The 18,307-nt window shown below is 74.5% G+C and carries 13 protein-coding genes; 6 read left to right on the forward strand and 7 right to left on the reverse strand.

Annotated features, from left to right (window positions below):
• Positions 1-23: 23 nt before the first annotated feature.
• Positions 24-5,192: a glycoside hydrolase family 3 N-terminal domain-containing protein gene (locus tag AB6N24_RS02320; RefSeq protein WP_412867817.1), complete on the reverse strand. Its 5,169-nt coding sequence runs from the start codon at positions 5,190-5,192 to the stop codon at positions 24-26.
• 203 nt (positions 5,193-5,395) lie between these two features.
• Between AB6N24_RS02320 and AB6N24_RS02325 the strand changes: the two genes are divergently transcribed.
• Together AB6N24_RS02325 and AB6N24_RS02330 are read left to right on the forward strand one after the other, a co-directional pair.
• Entirely contained in the window at positions 5,396-6,196 is an 801-nt protein-coding gene (locus tag AB6N24_RS02325; RefSeq protein WP_412867818.1) for an SDR family NAD(P)-dependent oxidoreductase, read from the forward strand.
• A 2-nt stretch (positions 6,197-6,198) separates the two neighbouring features.
• On the forward strand, positions 6,199-6,483 hold the full coding sequence (locus AB6N24_RS02330; RefSeq protein ID WP_412867819.1) for a DUF3072 domain-containing protein: 285 nt from the start codon (positions 6,199-6,201) through the stop codon (positions 6,481-6,483).
• 72 nt (positions 6,484-6,555) lie between these two features.
• On the opposite strand, the gene AB6N24_RS02335 is transcribed toward AB6N24_RS02330, so the two are convergent.
• Positions 6,556-7,569 (reverse strand): LacI family DNA-binding transcriptional regulator, encoded by a 1,014-nt coding sequence (locus tag AB6N24_RS02335; RefSeq protein WP_412867820.1) that lies wholly within the window; start codon positions 7,567-7,569, stop codon positions 6,556-6,558.
• Between the two features lie 202 nt (positions 7,570-7,771).
• Between AB6N24_RS02335 and AB6N24_RS02340 the strand changes: the two genes are divergently transcribed.
• The 3 genes from AB6N24_RS02340 (at position 7,772) to AB6N24_RS02350 (ending at position 12,085) form a co-directional block, all read left to right on the forward strand.
• Positions 7,772-9,121 carry an MFS transporter gene (locus AB6N24_RS02340; RefSeq protein ID WP_412867821.1) on the forward strand — a complete coding sequence of 450 codons (1,350 nt, stop codon included), beginning with the start codon at positions 7,772-7,774 and terminating at the stop codon, positions 9,119-9,121.
• Positions 9,122-9,126: 5 nt separating this feature from the next.
• A complete protein-coding gene (locus AB6N24_RS02345) occupies positions 9,127-11,610 on the forward strand; it encodes a glycoside hydrolase family 3 protein (RefSeq protein ID WP_412867832.1) in 2,484 nt (827 codons plus the stop codon).
• Positions 11,611-11,731: 121 nt separating this feature from the next.
• The gene (locus AB6N24_RS02350; RefSeq protein WP_412867822.1) at positions 11,732-12,085 is read left to right on the forward strand and encodes a DUF8129 domain-containing protein; all 354 of its coding nucleotides are present in this window, start codon (positions 11,732-11,734) and stop codon (positions 12,083-12,085) included.
• On the opposite strand, the gene nirD is transcribed toward AB6N24_RS02350, so the two are convergent.
• The 5 genes from nirD to AB6N24_RS02375 form a co-directional block, all read right to left on the reverse strand.
• Positions 12,036-12,410: a nitrite reductase small subunit NirD gene (gene nirD / locus AB6N24_RS02355; RefSeq protein WP_412867823.1), complete on the reverse strand. Its 375-nt coding sequence runs from the start codon at positions 12,408-12,410 to the stop codon at positions 12,036-12,038. The genes AB6N24_RS02350 and nirD overlap by 50 nt on opposite strands.
• Complete coding sequence (gene nirB, locus AB6N24_RS02360; RefSeq protein WP_412867824.1) at positions 12,407-14,983, reverse strand: nitrite reductase large subunit NirB; 2,577 nt, start codon at positions 14,981-14,983, stop codon at positions 12,407-12,409. The genes nirD and nirB overlap by 4 nt, the downstream gene beginning before the upstream one ends.
• A gap of 152 nt (positions 14,984-15,135) precedes the next feature.
• Entirely contained in the window at positions 15,136-15,864 is a 729-nt protein-coding gene (locus AB6N24_RS02365; RefSeq protein WP_412867825.1) for a DUF72 domain-containing protein, read from the reverse strand.
• Between the two features lie 10 nt (positions 15,865-15,874).
• On the reverse strand, positions 15,875-17,251 hold the full coding sequence (locus tag AB6N24_RS02370) for an NAD(P)/FAD-dependent oxidoreductase (protein ID WP_412867826.1): 1,377 nt from the start codon (positions 17,249-17,251) through the stop codon (positions 15,875-15,877).
• On the reverse strand, positions 17,248-17,676 hold the full coding sequence (locus AB6N24_RS02375; RefSeq protein ID WP_412867827.1) for a ChaB family protein: 429 nt from the start codon (positions 17,674-17,676) through the stop codon (positions 17,248-17,250). Before AB6N24_RS02375 ends, AB6N24_RS02370 begins: the two co-directional genes overlap by 4 nt.
• Positions 17,677-17,845: 169 nt before the next feature.
• Here AB6N24_RS02375 and AB6N24_RS02380 point away from each other — a divergent pair.
• Positions 17,846-18,307, forward strand: a 462-nt coding sequence (locus AB6N24_RS02380; RefSeq protein WP_412867828.1) for a TraR/DksA family transcriptional regulator, incomplete at its 3' end; no start/stop codon positions are given.

An 18,307-nucleotide genomic window follows, 5' to 3' on the forward strand; every position in this document is an offset into this window, starting at 1 on the left:
GCTCCGGGCACCCCGCCCCGCGCTCAGCGCACCACCAGTACGCGGGGCCAGCCGAGCGACGCGGTGTAGGAGGCGTCGCCGCGGTAGACGACCGTGACGAGCGACGTCCGGGCCGACGACGGGAGCGTCACCTGCGCGCGCCCGTCGCCGTCGAGCGTCCCGGTCGCCGCCCGGCGGCCGTTGACCTGCACCTCGACCGTCCCGGTCGGGGCGAGCCCCCCGGTACCGGCGACCGTGACGTGCACGACCTTGGCGTCCGCACGCCGCACGTCCCAGTCGGTCCCGGTGGTGCTGACCGTCGGGGTCGCGCGCAGCACCCGGTAGCGCGCCGGGTCGGACACCGAGCCGGCGACGGCCGCGTCGCCGAGGTAGGCCGCGGTGACCTCGTGCGTGCCGACGGCGACGCCCGCGGGCAGCGCCACGCGGACATGCACGTCGGGTGACGCGGCCCCGGCGGGCAGCTCGGCGGTCGCGACGGCGACACCGTCGACGCGCACCTCGACGGTCCCCGACGCGCGGCCCTCCGACGCCGCGACCGTGACGGTGGCGGTCCCGGCCCGGCCGAGAACGACGGTCGAGGGCGCCACGCGCACCGCCGTCGTGGACGTCGCACGCTCGGTGAGCCCGACGCCGAGGACGTCCGCGAGGAGCGCCACGGAGTCCCCCGCACGCCCGGCCATGAGCGCGTGCTCGGCGTCGGCGGTCCGCGCCGCGGCGTCGGCCGGCAGCCCGGGGACCCCGGCGACGACGGCGGCCTGCGCGAGGTCGCGCACGAGCGAGACCACGAGCCCGGCGTCCGTGAACCGCTCGCCCCCGCCGTCGAGCGCGGACGCGGCGGTCGCGAGCAGCCGGACAGCGCGCTCGACGTCCGCGTCGTCGGTCGAGAGCGAGTCGCCCTCCCAGACGTCGGCGTCGAGCACGGCCTGCACCGCGGTGCGCGCCGGGCTCGAGCCCAGCCCTTCCAGCACCTGCTCGAGCCGGGCCCGCGGTGCGTCCGTGCGCACGCCCCAGCCGTAGGCGTAGAGCGGTGCGTACGTCGCGTCGCCCACGTTGACGGGAACCTGGTCGGCACTCGCCGGCCAGGACACGGGCAGCCGACCGGTGAACGGGCGGGCGCCGAACAGCGTGTCGGCGACCCCTGCACCCTCGGTCCCCGGCAGCCACGACGCGACGAGCCCGTCGATCGCGTCCAGGCGGTCCGTGACGAGCTGCGGGCGGCCCGCGACCACCAGCACGACGCACGGCATGGCGCCGCACACCGTGTCGATCGCGGCCCGGTCCGCGGCGGGGAGCTCGAGGCTGCGGCCGTTGTTGCCGACGTCCCCGATGCCCTCGGCGTACGGCGGCTCACCGACGACGACCACGCCGACGTCCGAGCCCGCGGTCGGCGCCGACGCGTCCTTCGACCACGTCACCTCCGCCGCCGGCGCGACCTCGCGGATGCCCTCGAGGATCGTCGTGCCCGTCGTGGTGTCGCCCGAGCCGCCCTGCCACGAGATCGACCAGCCGCCCATCTGGTGGCCGAGGTCGTCGGCGTTCGAGCCCGCGACGTAGACGCGTGCGTCGGGCGCGAGCGGCAGGACGTCCCCCGAGTTCTTCAGCAGCACCTGCGACGCCGCGGCCGCCTCGCGGGCGACCGCCCGGTTCTCCACCGAGCCGAGGTCCCCGGTGTGGGTACGGTCCGCGAGCGGCTGCTCGAACAGCCCGAGCGCGACCTTCTGCGTGAGGATCCGCCGGACCGCGTCGTCGACCCGGGACTGCGCGACGGTGCCGTCGGCGACCTTCTCCGTGAGCGCCGTGATGAACGCGCCGTAGTTGTAGGGCGCCATCGCCATGTCGAGCCCGGAGTTCACCGAGCGGGCCACCTTGTCGGCGTACGTGCCGCCGGGCAGCTTGTCGATGCCCTCCCAGTCGCTGATGAGGAACCCGTCGAACCCGAGCTCGTCCTTGAGCAGCTCGGTGTTGAGCGCGCGGTGCTCGTGCATGCGCAGCGGGCCGTCGCCGGAGTCGACCGCGGAGTACGACGGCATGATCGAGCCGACCCCCGCCTCGAGCGCGGGGACGTACGGGTCGACGTGCAGGCGCCGCAGCTCGTCCGGCGAGCCGACGTGCGTGACGCCCTGGTCGATCGGGTACCCGCTGCCCGCGAGCGACGGCTCGTAGCGCGTGCCGCCGTCGCCGACCCAGTGCTTCGCGGTCGCGAGCACCTCGGTCGGTCCCGACATGTCCGCCCCGTCCTCGCCCTGGAGCCCGACGACGGCCGCGCGGGCCATCGCCGTCACGAGCGCCGGGTCCTCGCCGAAGGACTCGTAGCTGCGACCCCACCGCTCGTCCCGCGTGACGCACAGGCACGGCGAGAACGTCCACGGGACGCCGGTCCCCCGGACCTCGAGCGCGGTGACCTCGCCGGCCCGCCGCACGAGCTCCGGGTCGCGCGCGGCGCCGAGCCCCGAGTTGTGCGGCAGGATCGTCGCGCCGACCACGTTGCTGTGCCCGTGCACCGCGTCCACGCCGTAGACGAGCGGGATCTGCAGCCGGGTCGAGAGCGCCTCGCGCTGGAAGCCGTCGACCATGTCGGCCCAGCCGGACGGGGTGTTGTCGGCCGGGACGGAGCCGCCGCCCGACAGCAACGACCCGAGCCCGAGGCTCGCGATCTCGCTGTCGGAGCGCAGCCCGAGCCGCTCGGCCTGGGCCATCTGGCCGACCTTCTCGGCGAGCGTCATGCGCCCCAGGAGGTCCTCGACGCGCTCGGCGGTGGGCCGCGACGCGTCGAGGTACGGCGCACCGGTCGCGTTGAGCACGACCCGCGGCGAGGACGCGACGTCGGCCCCCTCGGCGGTGAGCGTCACCTCGACCGAGCGCGAGTCGTCCTGCCCGGAGGTCGCGAGCGTGCGGACCTCGATCATCTGCTCGGTGCCCGAGGGTGTCCCGGCGTCGAAGGTCAGCGTCCCGGAGAAGGGCTCGTAGTGCGTGCCGGGCTCCGCGGTGTCGGCGGTGCCGGCGTTCGCGTAGGTGACGGTCACCGGCTCGGGCAGGGGCTCGCCGTCGGTGGTCGTGAGGCGCACGGTGACCTGCGCGACCTCGCCGCGGTCGACGAGCACGACGTCCTGCGTCGCCGCGACCGTGGCGGTCGGCACGGGCGCCGGCGAGCCGTAGAGCTCGACGTCGTCGACCGCCCAGCCGACGGGCTGCGCGGTGCCGGGCACCATCGTCACGGCGTAGCCCCACGCGGACGTGAGGTCGAGCGTGCCGTTGCGGGTGGCCTCGTCGCCGGGCTGGTACCCGCCGAGCCGCAGGTCGGTGAAGGGGATCTCGACGAGCTTCCAGCGGCTGCCGTCGGGCGACCAGTTGTCCTTGAACGTCGCGGCCCACAGCTCGGAGTGCTCGCCGTCGGGCCCGCCGTCCTTGACCTCGACCTTGATGTCCGCGCCGGCCGTGGGCGACGCCGGACGGTTGTCCTGCGAGGCGTACCAGAGGAAGCGCAGGCCGCGGAAGCCGCTCCAGTCCTGCGCGGCGGCGAGGTTGTGGCTGTACCCGCCCCAGCCGCCGGACGGGATCAGGTACTCCCCGCTCAGGACGTGGTTGCCCGCCGGTGCGCCGTCGCGCTCGCGCTCGGTCACCGCGAGGCTCACCTCGGAGCCGTCCGAGCCCCAGGTGAAGTGCCCGACGGTGCCCCCGGGCTCGGCGACGGGGACGTCGCCCTCGAAGTCCTGGATCGTCGTGACGCGCTGGTAGAGCGCGACGTCGTCCAACAGCCACGTCCCCGCACCGAGGTCGGTCAGCGTGACCGCGAAGCCGGTGGAGGCCGCGGGGTCGAAGCGCTCGTCCGACTCCGGGTCGCCCTTGACCCGCAGCTGTGCGAACGGCACGGTCACCCGCCGCCAGCCCGCGGCGTCGTCGACGACGGACCGCTCGAACAGGCGCCCGCCGCTCTTGAGCTCGTAGCGCAGCGTGCCGCCGTCCCCGGTGCCGCGGAACCAGAACGCGAAGCCGTCGTAGGCCGACCAGTCGGCGGCGGGGCTCAGGTCGTGCGTGAAGCCGAACCAGTCACCCGGGGCGGGGGTCCCGCCGACGGTCGCGACGAGCGCGTGGTTGCCCTCGGCCGCGCCCTCGCGCTCCGCCTCGGCGGTCGTGAGCACGGGCGTCACCGGGGCGCTGACGCCCCATGTCGTGTACCCGGCGGGCACGCCGTCCTCGAAGTCGTCGAGCACCTCGCTCGGGCCGACGTCCGGCAGGTCGCCGTGCGGCGCGATCGTCACGGTGGTCGTCGTGCGGGCGCCGAGCACGAGGCCCGTCGGGTCGCTCAGCGTGAGGTCGAACGTCGTGACGGGGGCGAGCGGGCCGTGGTCGACCGTCGGGACGGTGACCTGCTGCGTCGTCTCCCCCGCGGCGAACGTGAGGACCTCGTCGACGGCGGTGTAGTCCGTGCCGGCGACCGCGGTCCCGCCTCCCGAGGTCACGCGCACGCGGGTCTCGTCCGTGGCCGGGGCGTTCAGCACGACGGGGACAGTCGCGGACGCGCCGGCGGCGACGGTGGCCGACGCGCGGGCGACGACGACGGCGGGCTGCTCGGGCGTGCCGTGCACCTCGACCGCGAAGAGCGAGTACCCGTACCAGTGCGGCCCGGCGGGGTCCCACGTGAAGGGCACCCGTTCGAGCATCTGGACCCGCAGGTGCCGCGCGTCGACCGGCTCGGCCAGCGCGATCTCGTCGACGCCGCCGTCGCTCGCGGGCTCCGTGTGCACGGTCGACCAGCTCGCCGGGTCCGCCGGGTCGCCCGTCGCGGCCTGGATCTCGTAGGACGCCGCGTGGGCGGCCTCCCAGCGCAGCGTCAGGCCGTCCACCGCCGTGGGGACGCCGAGGTCGACCGCGAGCCACGCGGTGAAGGGCACGTCCTCGTCGGGGCCGTTGCCGCTCGCCCAGCGGGTCGCCGGGTCGCCGTCGACGGCGTTCGAGGCGGGGAACGAGCCGTCGGTGTCGTCCTGGGCCTGCGAGGCCGTCGCCGTCCCGGCGATCGCGAGGTCGCCCCCCGCGGCGTGCGCGGGCCCGGCGGTCGCGAGCAGGACGAGCGGGGCGACGAGCGCGAGCGCCGCCGCGGCAGCGGTCGTGCGGCCGGCCGACCGCCCGGGCCGCAGGATCGGGCCCTGACGCTGGCGTCGGGGCGGGACGAGGGCAAGGGTCGGACGCGTCACCTGTCACTCCTTCGTGAGGTCGGCCTACTCAGGGAACCATTCGTACTTACTGCCGGGTAAGTGAAGATCAGGTCACGATCGGGTCACGATGTCCTGGTCGCCCGTCCAGCTGGACAGCCGTCGCACAGCACGCTCGACATGCCGTGCGCGGCCGTCCGACCTAGCCTCGGAGGCACCGACCAGCCCTTCCCGGAGGTCATCCCATGGACGTCACACCCCTGCCCCTCGCCGTCGTCACCGGCGGGTCGAGCGGCATCGGCCTCGAGCTCGTGCGCGAGTTCGCGGAGAACGGCTTCGAGGTGCTCAGCTGCGCCGAGGACGAGACCGGCCTGCAGATCGCCACCCAGACCCTCGTCGCCGACGGGCACCCGGTGCGCTCGCTGACCGCCGACCTCGCGACCCCCGAGGGCGTCGAGCGCCTCGTCGCCGAGATCGGCGGGCGGCCCGTCGACGCGCTCGCGCTCAACGCCGGGGTCGCCAACGGCGGACCGTTCCTCGAGACCCCGCTCGAGGACGACCTGCGGGTCATCTCGCTCGACGTCGTCTCGGTGGTGCACCTCGCCAAGCGGCTGCTGCCGCGCATGGTCGCCCGCGGCGCGGGCCGGGTCCTCGTGACGTCGTCCGTCGCCGCGCGCATGCCGGGGCCCTACTACGCGACGTACGCCGCATCGAAGGCGTTCGTGCAGAGCTTCACCGAGGCGGTCCGCTACGAGCTCAAGGACACCGGCGTCACGATCACCGCGCTGCTGCCGGGGCCGACGGACACCGACTTCTTCGAGGCCTCGCACATGGAGGACACGCGCGTCGCCGAGCAGAAGAAGGACGACCCGGCCAAGGTCGCGCACGAGGGGTTCGAGGCGCTCATTGCCGGCAAGGACCAGGTCTCGACGCAGTCGCTCAAGACCAAGATGCAGACCGCGATGGGCGCGGTCCTGCCCGACACCGCGAAGTCCGCGGTGCACGCGAAGATGACCGAGCCCCGCCACAGCGACCAGGAGGCCTGAGCATGGCGACCGACGAGACGACCCCGACGAACGAGACCACCCCCGACGCGACCGGGGGCGCCGGCACCACGGCGGACAACGCTCCCGGCGTCGGCAGCCCCGAGAAGGACCCGCAGGACTGGGTCACGGGTGACGAGCCGATGACCGGCCCGCAGGGCAGCTACCTGTCGACGCTCGCACGCGAGGCCGGCGAGGAGGTGCCCGACGACCTCACGAAGGCGCAGGCCTCGGAGCGCATCGAGGAGCTGCAGGCGCGCACCGGGCGCGGGCCGGGCCAGGGAGCCTGACCCGCAGCACCACGCCGCCGGCGGCCGCCTCCCGAGGCGACCGGCGGCGCGCACGGACCTCGGGCTCGTGCGTCACGCGGAGTCGCGGCGCACGAGCCCGACCACGTCGGAGCCCGGACGCAGCGGCGCGTCCCTGCCCTCGAGCCCGTGCACGATCGTCTGCGCGATGTGCTCGGCGATCACCCGGTGGTCGGTCGTGACCGTCGTGAGCGGCGGGTCGGCGACCGCCGCACCGGGGATGTCGTCGAAGCCGATCACCGCGAGGTCGCGCGGCACCGCGAGCCCCGAGCGCCGCACGCCCGTGAGGAGCGCGAGCGCGACGTCGTCGTTGTAGGCGCACACCGCGGTCACGCCCGCGCCGCGCCAGGTCGCGACGGCATCCTTCGCGGCGTCGATCTCGAGCGGCACGGTCAGCACGACCGGGTCGTCGAGCCCGAGGTCGGCGCACGCCGCCCGCACGCCCGCGAGGCGCGGCTCCGCGAAGCCCGCGACGCGCGGGTCGGCCGGGAACGCGTACCCGAGCCGCCGGTGACCCGCCGCCGCGAGGTGCTCGGCCTGCAGCCGGCCGGCGCGCTGCTGCGGGATCTCGAGAGCGCCGCGCCGGGCACCGGCTCCCCCGCCGCCCCCGGCGAGCAGCGCGACCGTCACCTGGATGCCCTCCGCGCGCATCGCCGCGAGGTCCTCCTCCTCGGCGTCCTCGAACAGCACGACCGCGGCCGGGCTGACGGCGCGCCACGCGTCGGCGAGCGTGCGCGACGACCCCGCGCTCGGGTGCGCGAGCAGCGTGAGGCCCTGCGCGGCGAGCGCCGCGGACAGGTGCTCGAGCGACGCACCCACGGCCGGCCCGATGGGCCAGTTCGGCAGCAGGCAGAGCACCGTGTCGGAGCGCCCGCGCTGGAGCGTGCGCGCGGCCGCGGACGGCGCGTACTCGAGGCGCGCGACCGCGTCGAGGACCCGCTGCCGGGTCTCTGCGGGGATCTTCTGGTGCGGGGTGTCGTTCAGGACGTAGCTCACGGTCGTCCGCGAGACCCCCGCCTCCCGGGCGACGTCGGCACTCGTGACGCGGCGGGTCCGGACCGTGACCATGACGCCTCCTCGGTGCCGCTGCAACGGCTCTGCGACGGTCTCTACGGGTGCCGGCGGGTGCCCGCGGGCCGGAGAACGAGCCTCTGAACTGGTCTGTTGCCAAACCGACAATCCACACCCTACCGTACTGACACGCGCAAGTGACACGTGTCAGTGACACGCATCAGCCCGCTTTCCCGCACCCGCCCGCCGGAGACCGAACATGAGCAGCGGAACGCCCGTCCAGCCCTACAGCCCCCCGACGCCCGTGAGCGAAGAGCCGTCTGCGTCGATCGTCACGTCCGGGATCCCGGGGCACGAGAGGCCCGTCCCCACCTCCGAGCACGCGCCGCCGACCGAGCCGGTCCGGGCGCCGTTCGTGCTCGGCTTCGCCTTCGCGCAGCTCGCGCTGTTCATCGCGCTGCTCGGCCCCGTCATGGTGAGCATGGCCATCAAGGTCATCCGCGTCGTCGGCCCCGAGAACGCCACGACCGCGCAGGGCCTCATCCTCGGCGTGGGCGCGTTCGCCGCGCTCCTCGCCAACCCGATCTTCGGGCGCCTGTCCGACCGCACGATGTCCCGCTTCGGCCGCAGGCGGCCGTGGATGGTCGGCGGCAGCCTCGCGCTCGCGGCGTGCCTGCTCCTGATCTCGCTCGCCGACAACGTGCCCACGCTCGTCGTCGGCTGGTTCCTCGCGCAGCTCGCGGCCAACGCGTGCTTCGCCGCCTACCTCGCGACCATCGCCGACCAGGTCCCGAAGTCGCAGACCGCACGCATCAGCGCCCTCGCCGGCGTGATGCAGAACGTCGGCATCCTCGCCTCGATCTGGGTCGCCGGGCTGTTCACGAACGCGATGGTCCCGCTGTTCATGGTGCCCGCCGTGATCGGTGTGCTCGGGATGCTGACCTTCTCGCTCGTCCTGAACGACCGGCCGCTGACCGAGCGTCCCGGGCCGATGGACGTGCGGGCGTGGCTGAACACCTTCTGGATCGACCCCCGCAGGCACCCGGACTTCGCGTGGGCCTGGTGGTCGCGGTTCCTGCTGACCCTCGGCAGCTTCCTGTTCTCGACGTTCCGGTTCTTCTGGATGAAGGACAACCTGGGGCTCACCGACAAGCAGGCGACCGACACCATCTTCACCGGCGTGCTCATCTACACCGTCGTCCTCGTGGTCGTCGGGCAGCTCGCCGGGATCGTGTCCGACCGGCTCGCCCGCCGCAAGATGTTCGTCTTCGCCTCGACCGCGCTCTTCGCCGTGGGGCTCGGTCTGCTCACCCAGGTCACGACGGTCGGCGGGTTCTACCTCGTCGAGGTGCTCCTGGGCGCCGCGTTCGGCATCTACATGGGCGTCGACCTCGCCCTCGTGATCGAGGTGCTCCCGAACCCCGACGACGCCGCCAAGGACCTCGGCGTCTTCAACATCGCCAACGCCGGCCCGCAGTCGGTGGCCCCGTTCCTGGGCGCCCTGCTCATCGCCGGCCCCGCCCAGGACTACGACCGGCTCTACCTCGTCGCCGCGCTGCTCGTCTTCGTCGGCGCGCTCGCCATCGTCCCCGTCAAGAAGGTGAAGTGAGGACCATGTCCCCCGTCTCCACGCAGACCGACGTCCACGCGCTGATCGGCACGCTCGACCTGCCGACCAAGGTGCGCCTCCTCACCGGCGCGACCGCGTTCACGCTCGCGCCCGACGAGTCCATCGGGCTCGGCGAGCTGCGCCTGTCCGACGGCCCGACCGGCGTCCGCGGCCTGAAGTTCACCGGCGGTCGCAAGGTCGCCCTGTTCCCCAACGCGACGCTGCTCGCCTCCGCCTGGGACCCCGAGACGACCCGTGAGGTCGGCCGGATGCTCGCCGAGGAGGCGCTCGCGCAGGAGATCCACGTCGTGCTCGGCCCGACGATCAACCTGCACCGCTCGGTGCTCAACGGGCGCGTCTTCGAGGCGTACTCCGAGGACCCCCTGCTGACCGGCCGGCTCGCGGCGTCCTACGTCGACGGCCTGCAGTCGCTGCACGTGGGGGCGTGCCTCAAGCACCTCGTGGCCAACGAGTCCGAGACGCAGCGCAACACGATGAACAGCGTGGTCGACGAGGCCACGCTGCGGGAGCTCTACCTGCTCCCCTTCGAGATCGCGACGCAGGAGTCCGACCCCTGGTCGATGATGGCCGCCTACAACGACGTCAACGGCGTCGCGGCGACCGAGCAGGACCACGTGATCAACGAGGTCGTCAAGGGCGAGTGGGCCTACACCGGCCTCGTCATGTCCGACTGGTTCGCGACGAAGACGGCCGGCCCCGCGGCCAACGGCGGGCTCGACCTCGTGATGCCCGGCCCGGACGGCCCCTGGGGCGACGCCCTCGTCGCCGCCGTGCGCTCGGGCGAGGTCGACGAGTCCGTGGTCGACGACCACCTCGCGCGCCTCCTCGTGCTCGCGGACCGCGTGGGCGCGCTCGGCGAGCTCCGCGCGTACCCGGACGACCTCCCCGCGCCCGACAGCGCGGTGCGCCGCGAGCAGCTCACGCGCCTCGCCGCGCAGGGCATGACGGTCCTGACGAACCGGGACGCCGTCCTCCCGCTCGGGCGCGGCTCGTCCGTCGCGCTGATCGGGCGCCACGCGCTCGAGACGATCGACATGGGCGGCGGCTCGGCCCAGGTCAACCCGCCGTACCAGATCAGCGTCGCGGAGGGCATGACGGCACTTCTCGGTGACGCCGTCTCGGTCGTCGACGGCGTCGAGGTCCGCGAGCGCTCGGTCGCCGCACGGCCGGAGTTCGTGACCGACCCGGTCAGCGGCGAGCCGGGCGTGCACGTCACGCTCCTCGCGCAGGACGGCACGGTGCTCGACGAGCGCCACTCGGACACGGCGACCACGATGGTCGGCTTCGACGACGACCTGCCGCAGGCGGTGCACACCGTGCGCTTCCAGGCCCGGGTGAACCAGGCCGGGGCGGCGGAGGTCGGGGTCATGGGCGTCGGCGACTGGGTGCTCACGGTCGGCGACCGGACGCTGCGGCACGCGCTGCGCGCCGGCGGCGGGTTCGCCGAGGAGATGCTCGCACCGCCCGCCGCGACCGAGGTGCTCGACGTGGACTCCGGCGCGGTCATCGACGGCGAGGTCATGCTGCGCCCGCCGGCCGCGACGGACGTGCTCGACGTCGCCGCGGGCGTGACGGTCGAGGCGGATGCCGAGCCGATGGCCGGGGTCGGCCTGTTCGGGCTCGTCGCACGCCCGGCGCCGCGGCCCTCGGCCGACGTCATCGCCGACGCGGTGGCCGCCGCACGCCAGGCCGACGTCGCGGTCGTCGTCGTGGGCCTGACCGAGGAGCGCGAGACCGAGTCGGTCGACAAGTCGACGCTCGCGCTGCCCGGCGAGCAGGACGCGCTCGTGAGCGCGGTCGCCGCCGCGGCCCGCCGCACGGTCGTCGTGGTCAACGCCGCGACGCCGGTGCTGATGCCGTGGCTCGACGAGGTCGACGCGGTGCTCTGGGCCGGCCTGCCCGGGCAGGAGGGTGGCCACGCGGTCGCCGCGGCGCTGCTCGGCGACATCGAGCCCGCGGGCCGTCTCGTGACGACGTTCCCGGCCGCGGACGGCGCCGCCCCGGCGTGGTCGGTGACGCCCGTGGACGGCGACCTCGAGTACACCGAGGGCACGTTCGTCGGGTACCGCGGCCACCACGCGGGGCTCGCGCCGGAGCCCGCGTTCTGGCTCGGGCACGGTCTCGGGTACGCGACGTGGGACTACGCGGACGTGACGGTCGACGAGTCCGGCCCCGCACCGCGCGTGCAGGTGACGGTGACCAACACCGGCACGCGCCCGAGCCGCGAGGTCGTGCAGGTCTACCTCGACCCGCAGACCCCCGACCAGCCCGTGCGGCTCGTCGGCTGGGCGGCCGCGAGCGCCGCGCCGGGCGAGTCGGTCCGCGTCGAGGTCGCGACCGACGCGCGGCTGTGGCGACGCTGGGACGCGGTCACGGGCGCATGGGGCCGGCTCCCCGAGGGCGGGCGCCTGCTCGTGGCGCGGGGTCTCGGCGACGTCCGTGCGGAGGTCCCGCTGACCGGGGCCTGACCCTCACCGCCGCCTCTGCGCGGCACCCACGGCGCGGCGTCACCGGGCTCCCCGGTGGCGCTGCGCCGTCGCGCTGACCGACCTACAGTCGAAGGACCGACGCCGACGACGAGGGGGCACGATGAGTGACGAGACGTCCGTGGAGCGCGACGCGCTGCCCATCCCGGACTACGACCACCTGCCCGTGACGGGGCTCGGCCACCGCATCCGGTCGCTGGGGGCCGACCAGATCGACACGTTGCTGACCTACGAGAGGGCGCACGCCGACCGGCTGCCCGTGCTGCAGGTGCTGCAGGCCCGGCTCGGCGAGCTCGAGGACGGCGCCGAGCCGTCGGGCGGCGACGCCGCCGGCCTCGCACCCGAGCTCGCGGCGGGCGGAGCGCCGGGCGGGAGCACCGTGAGCCCGCAGACGCAGGGTCCGACGATCAACCCGCCGTCGCACGGGGTGCCGACGAATCCCGCGCAGCCGCGCTGACCCGGACGCGGCGTTCGGCGTCCACCACGACGTCGAACGTCCGCAGGTCCTGCGGCTCCTTGCCCGCGGCGTCGAGGCACGCACCGGTGCGCAGGTCCCACACCTGCTTGTACATGGGCGAGGCGAGCGTCGCCGCGTCCCCGGCCGAGCCGACGATCCCGCGCGAGAGCACGTTCGCGCCCGAGAAGGGGTCGCGCTGCTGCACCGCGACGACCTCGTCGCCCTGCAGGCGGAAGACCGCGACCTGCTGGTCTCCGACGAGCGCCGCGGCGCCCCGCTCGGGGACCAGGTCCTCGACGTGGCAGACGGTCGTCCAGGCGGTCATGAGCGCACCTCCAGCGTGCGGGCGACGACGGGGCTGCGGTCGGCCACGACGTCGCCGGCCCGCGCGGGGCGGACCTGGCCGCGCACCGGGGCGTAGACGAGGTCGGGGTCCGGCGTGTCCGGTGCGTTCACGAACGACACGAGCTGGCGGAGCTTCTCCGGGTCGTCGAGCGTCGCGCGCCACTCGTCGGTGTACTGCGCGACGTGCTCGGCCATGACCGCGTCGAGCTCCGCGCCGAGGCCGCGCGCGTCGTCGACGACGACCCGGCGCAGCTCCGCGAGCCCGCCCGGGTACTCCGCGACCCAGGGCGCCGTGCGCTGCACGCGGTCCGCGGACCGGATGTAGTGCGCGAGGAACCGGTCGATCACCTGGACGAGCCGGTCGTCGTCGAGGTCCTCGGCGAGCAGCTCGGCGTGCCGCGGCGTGAACCCGCCGTTGCCGCCGACGTAGACGTTCCAGCCCTTCTCGGTCGCGATGACGCCGACGTCCTTGCCGCGCGCCTCCGCGCACTCGCGCGCGCAGCCCGAGACGCCGACCTTGAACTTGTGCGGCGAGCGCAGCCCGCGGTAGCGGAGCTCGAGGCGCACGGCCATGCTCGCGGAGTCCTGCACCCCGAACCGGCACCACGCCTGGCCGACGCACGACTTCACCGCGCGCAGCGACTTGCCGTACGCCTGGCCGGACTCGAACCCGGCGTCGACGAGCCGGCGCCAGATCGCGGGCAGCTGGTCGATGCGCGCCCCGAACATCGCGATGCGCTGGGCTCCCGTGATGCGGGTCGCGAGCCCGAACTCGGCGGCGACCTGGCCGAGCACGACGAGCTTCTCGGGGGTGATCTCCCCGCCCGGCACGCGCGGGACCACCGAGTACGTGCCGTCCTTCTGCATGTTCGCGAGCACGTGGTCGTTGGTGTCCTGGAGCGCCGCGTGCTCGCGCTCGAGCACGTGGCCCGCGTTCATGGAGGACAGCATCGAGGCGACCGCGGGCTTGCACACCGCGCACCCGCGGCCGGTGCCGTGCGCCTCGACGACCTGCGTGAACGTCCGCAGCCCGTCGCGGCGGACGAGCGCGAACAGCTCGGCGCGCGGCATCGCGAAGTGCTCGCACATCGCGTTCGACACGGGGACGCCCGCGCTCTCGAGCGTGGAGCTCACGAGCTTGGTGAGCAGCGGGACGCAGGAGCCGCAGACCGTGCCCGCGCGCGTGCACGCCTTGACCTCCCCGACGTTCGTGCAGCCGTGCTCGGTGACCGCCGCGCGCACGGTGCCCGCCGAGACGTTCGAGCACGAGCAGACCACGACGTCGTCGGGCAGGTCCGGGCCGGGCGCGGCCGCGCCGCCCTCGGGTGCGAGGAACGCGGACGGGTCGGCGCCGAGGGGGCGGCCGAGCATCGGGCGCAGCGAGGAGTACAGCGACGTGTCGCCGACGAAGACCCCGCCGAGCAGCGTGCGGGCGTCGTCGGACACGACGAGCTTGCGGTACGTCTGGGCGACCGGGTCGGCGAACATGACCTCGAGCGCCCCCGGGGTCAGCGCGAACACGTCGCCGAAGCTCGCCGCGTCGACCCCCACGCCCTTGAGCTTCGTGCCGTCCGCCGCGGGTCGGTACGTCGCGGACCCGCCGAGCAGCTGGTCGACGACGACGTCGGCCATCGCGTTGCCCGGCGCGACGAGGCCGGTGCACTCGCCCTCGAACGACGCGCACTCCCCCACGGCCCAGATCGACGGGTCGGACGTGCGGCACGTGGGGCCGACGACGACACCGCCGCGCTCGCCGATCGCGAGCCCCGACTCGCGGGCCACCCGGTCACGCGGGCGCACGCCGGTCGAGAACACCACGACGTCGGCGGGGACGGACGAGCCGTCGGACAGGTCCATCGTCGCGACCGCGCCGTCGTCCGCGGCACCGAGCCGCGTCGCGCCGGTCGAGGTGCGCACGTCCATGCCGAGCCCGGTGACCAGGACGCGCAGCGCCTCGCCGCCGCCGTCGTCGAGCTGGACGTTCATCAGCCGGTCGGCGAACTCGACGACCGTCGCGCTCGTCCCGAGCGTCTGCAGCGCCGCCGCGGCCTCGAGGCCGAGCACCCCGCCGCCGACGACCGCACCGGCGAGCGGCCGGCCGAGCTCCTCGGTGCGCCGGGCGACCCAGTCACGCAGCGCCTCGACGTCGGAGAGCGTGCGGTACGTGAAGACCCCCGGCAGGTCGGTGCCCTCCGTGCGCGGCGTCCAGGCCCACGAGCCGGTCGCGAGCACGAGCTGGTCGTACGCCTCGACACGGCCCGAGCGGGTCGTCACGGTGCGGGCATCGCGGTCGACGCTGCGGACCGGGTCACCCGTGCGCAGCTGCACGCGCGGGTCGACCCACGGCGTCCCGGGCAGGGTCAGCGCGCTCCCGTCCCGGCCGGTGAAGAACTCCGAGAGGTGCACGCGGTCGTACGGGGCGACGTCCTCCTCGCCGAGCACCGCCAGCTGCCACGTGCCCTCGGGCGAACGGGCGACGAGCTGCTCGGCGAGGTGGTGGGCGACCATGCCGGCGCCGACGACGAGGACGCGGCCGGGGGATGTCAGGCTCATGGTGGGTCTTTCGCTCGGGTCGCGGGTGTGGTGGACCCGCACGAGCCATACTTCCGGCCGGCTCCGGGGCAGGTCCGGGCCCTTCGACCCAGGCGATCTCACACCGCGCGGCCCTGACCTGTGAGAACGCGGGCGTCCGGGGCGCGGGCGCCTCAGGCCGCGAGGAAGCGGCGCAGCGTCTCGGCGTTGCGGACGGCGTGCGCGTGGCCGTCGTTGTTGAAGTACGCGAACACCTCGGTCCCCGCGGACTCCCACTCGCGGATCCGATCGGCCCACCAGCGCAGGTCGTCGTCGGAGTAGGAGCCCGCGTAGAGGTGCTCGTGGTCCGGGCCGTGCAGGCGCACGTACGCGAACGGCGCGGTCACGCGCAGCCGGCACGGCAGTCCCGCGCCGCTCATCACGCAGTACGCCGCGCCGTGCCGCTCGAGGATCCCCAGCACGTCCTCGTGCTCCCACGAGGGGTGCCGGAGCTCGACGCACACGCGGATCCACGGTGGGACGTGGGCGAGGAACCAGTCGAGCCGCGCGTCGTCGCGCGGGTGCAGCGGCGAGGTCTGCACCAGCAGGACCGCCCGCTTGTCCGCGAGCTCGTGCCACCCCGCCGCGATGCGCCCGATCCACACCTCGGGGTCGTCGAGCTTCTTCGCGTGCGTCAGGCCGCGCGGGGCCTTGACGGTCATGAGGAAGCCGGGCGGCAGCCGCTCACGCCACCCCGCGAACGTCGCGTCCCGCGGCCAGCGGTAGAAGCTCGCGTTGAGCTCGACCGTGGCGAACCGCTGCACGTAGTACCCGAGCCGGTCCCGGCTCGGGGTCCCCGACGGGTAGACCTCGCCCTCCCAGTGGTCGTAGCTCCAGCCCGAGGTGCCGACGTGCACGGTCATCGGGGCGCGCTCACGGGTCCCCGGCAGCGCCGGGACCGCTCGGCGGCGCGGTCGCGGGCTGCTGGTCGCCCAGCGCCCGCTCGTGCTCGTCGAGCGCCCGCCGTCCGAGCACCTGCTGCAGCGTCGCCGTGCGCTCGGACCGTCCCCGCCCGACGAAGCTCACCGTCCAGTGCAGCAGCGTCGTGAGCCGGTTCTTGAACCCGACGAGGTACACGAGGTGCACACCCAGCCACAGCACCCACGCGACGAGCCCTGCGGTCTGGAAGGACCCGACCTGCGCGACGGCGTGGAACCGCGAGACGGTCGCCATGCTGCCCTTGTCCCGGTACACGAACGGCTGACCGGTCGCCTCGCCGCGCAGCCGGCGGCGGATCTGCCCCGCGGCGTGCTCCCCGCTCTGCATCGCGACCTGCGCGACGCCGGGCAGGTCCAGCGCCATGAGGTCGCCGACGACGAAGACCTCCGGGTGGCCGGGCAGCGTGCAGTCGGGCTCGACCCGCACCCGTCCGGCCCGGTCGGTCTCCGCACCGCTCTGCTCCGCGAGCCGGGCACCGAGCGGTGAGGCCGCGACGCCGGCCGCCCAGACCTTGCAGCGGCCCTCGACCCTGCTGCGTGAGCCGTCCGGGGCCTCGAAGTCGACGCCGGTCTCGTCGAGACCGACCACCTTCGCGTCGAGCATCACCTCGACGCCCAGGTCCTCGAGCCGCCGGGCCGCGGCACGCCCGAGCTTCTCCGGGAACGTCGGCAGGACGGCAGGTGCCGCGTCGGCGAGCACGATGCGCGCCTGCCGGGGGTCGATGTGCCGGAAGTTGCCCGCGAGCGCGCGATGCGCCAGCTCGGCGATCTGCCCGGCCATCTCGACGCCGGTCGGGCCGGCGCCGACGACGACGAAGGTCAGCAGGCGGCGCACCTCGGCGGCGTCGCGGCTCAGCTCCGCGAGCTCGAACGCGCCGAAGATGCGCCCGCGCAGCTCGAGCGCGTCGTCGATGCTCTTGAGCCCGGGCGCGTGCGCCGCGAACGCGTCGTTCCCGAAGTACGACTGCCCGGCCCCGGCCGCGACGACGAGGCTGTCGTAGGACGTGGTCGTCGTGCCGCCCGGCGAGCGCGACGTCACGACCCGGTCCTGCAGGTCGATGTCGGTGACCGTGCCGAGCAGCACGCGCGCGTTCCGCTGCCGGCGCAGCACGTCGCGCGTGGCCGGGGCGATCTCCCCCTCCGACAGCACGCCGGTGGCGACCTGGTAGAGCAGCGGCTGGAACGGGTGGTGGCCGGTGCTCGCGAGCACCGTGACCTTCACGGGGTCGTGCGCGAGCGCCTTCGTGGTGAACAGCCCACCGAAGCCGGAGCCGATCACGACGACGTGGTGCGGGGCCGTCGCCTCCGTCACGAGCCCTCGCGGGCCCGGCGGGACGCCCGGTCGTTGGCCTTCTGGATCGCGTCGACGAGCTCGGCCTTCGTCATCGACGAGCGCCCGGGCACGTCGAGCCGCTTCGCGAGGTCGTACAGGTGCTGTTTGCTGGCGTTCGCGTCGACGCCGCCTGCGGTCGGGCGGTCGGTGCGCGCCCCGCCCTCGGCCTGCGGGTCCGAGGGTCCGTACTCGTCCTTGGGCTCCCAGTGGTCGCCGACCTTCTCGTGCGTGTGCTTGAGCGCCGCGTACGCGACGCGGTGCGCACGCTCCTCGTCGCCGTCGTACTCCTCGGCCGCCGAGTCGTACGCCTTCGTGAACGTGCGCTGCGCCTTGGCGTCGGAGCGCTTGAGCGTCTCGGGGAGCTCGCTCTGCTTGGGCTTGCCCGCGCGGGTCGTCTTCGGCATCCCGGTCTCCTCTCGTCGGGTCCCGGTGCGGGACCGCGTCGCGTGCGTCCGTCCCGTCCAGCGTGCCGCGCGCGCCGTCGATCCGCGCGTCGGACCGGGCCGGCGCGGGGCCGGCGGCCACCCACGCGCCCGGCCGGAGCGCGTGGGTGGCGGGTGTGACGATGGGCGGATGACCGACGACGGAGGACCGGGCGGAGGGCAGGGGCCTGCGGCGGACTCGCCCGCGGAGTCGTTCGACGCCCGCACGGTGCTCACCGCCCTGCGCAGCGAGCTCACCGGGCGGCTCGGGGAGCTCACGGGCTCGTTCGACGAGCTCGTCGCCGCGTCGGCGGACTCGAACGCGGACGACGAGCACGACCCGGAGGGCGCGACGATCGCGTTCGAGCGCTCGCAGCTCGACACGATCGTCCGGCACGTGCGCCACCAGCTCGCGGAGACCGACGCCGCGCTCGGACGCGTCGCGGCGGGGACGTACGGCCTGTGCGAGGTCTGCGGGCGACCCGTCCCCGTGGCCCGGCTCGAGGCGCGGCCGGTCGCCCGGACGTGCGTGGGGTGTGCGTGCCATGCGTGGTGCTCCTCCTCATGGGATGCAGGAGGGGGTCGTCGCCGGGGCCGGCGGTCCGGCTGCCGA

It is taken from the genome of Cellulomonas jepli (assembly GCF_047229345.1).
Lineage (GTDB): Bacteria > Actinomycetota > Actinomycetes > Actinomycetales > Cellulomonadaceae > Cellulomonas_A.

Excerpts from the sequence above, each read along its gene's own strand:
- AB6N24_RS02375 (WP_412867827.1), bottom strand. The coding sequence starts at position 17,676 with ATGCCGAAGACGACCCGCGCGGGCAAGCCCAAGCAGAGCGAGCTCCCC.
- AB6N24_RS02345 (WP_412867832.1), top strand. The coding sequence starts at position 9,127 with ATGTCCCCCGTCTCCACGCAGACCGACGTCCACGCGCTGATCGGCACG.
- nirD (WP_412867823.1), bottom strand. The coding sequence starts at position 12,410 with ATGACCGCCTGGACGACCGTCTGCCACGTCGAGGACCTGGTCCCCGAG.
- nirB (WP_412867824.1), bottom strand. The coding sequence starts at position 14,983 with ATGAGCCTGACATCCCCCGGCCGCGTCCTCGTCGTCGGCGCCGGCATG.
- AB6N24_RS02335 (WP_412867820.1), bottom strand. The coding sequence starts at position 7,569 with ATGGTCACGGTCCGGACCCGCCGCGTCACGAGTGCCGACGTCGCCCGG.
- AB6N24_RS02340 (WP_412867821.1), top strand. The coding sequence starts at position 7,772 with ATGAGCAGCGGAACGCCCGTCCAGCCCTACAGCCCCCCGACGCCCGTG.
- AB6N24_RS02325 (WP_412867818.1), top strand. The coding sequence starts at position 5,396 with ATGGACGTCACACCCCTGCCCCTCGCCGTCGTCACCGGCGGGTCGAGC.
- AB6N24_RS02330 (WP_412867819.1), top strand. The coding sequence starts at position 6,199 with ATGGCGACCGACGAGACGACCCCGACGAACGAGACCACCCCCGACGCG.
- AB6N24_RS02350 (WP_412867822.1), top strand. The coding sequence starts at position 11,732 with ATGAGTGACGAGACGTCCGTGGAGCGCGACGCGCTGCCCATCCCGGAC.
- AB6N24_RS02365 (WP_412867825.1), bottom strand. The coding sequence starts at position 15,864 with ATGACCGTGCACGTCGGCACCTCGGGCTGGAGCTACGACCACTGGGAG.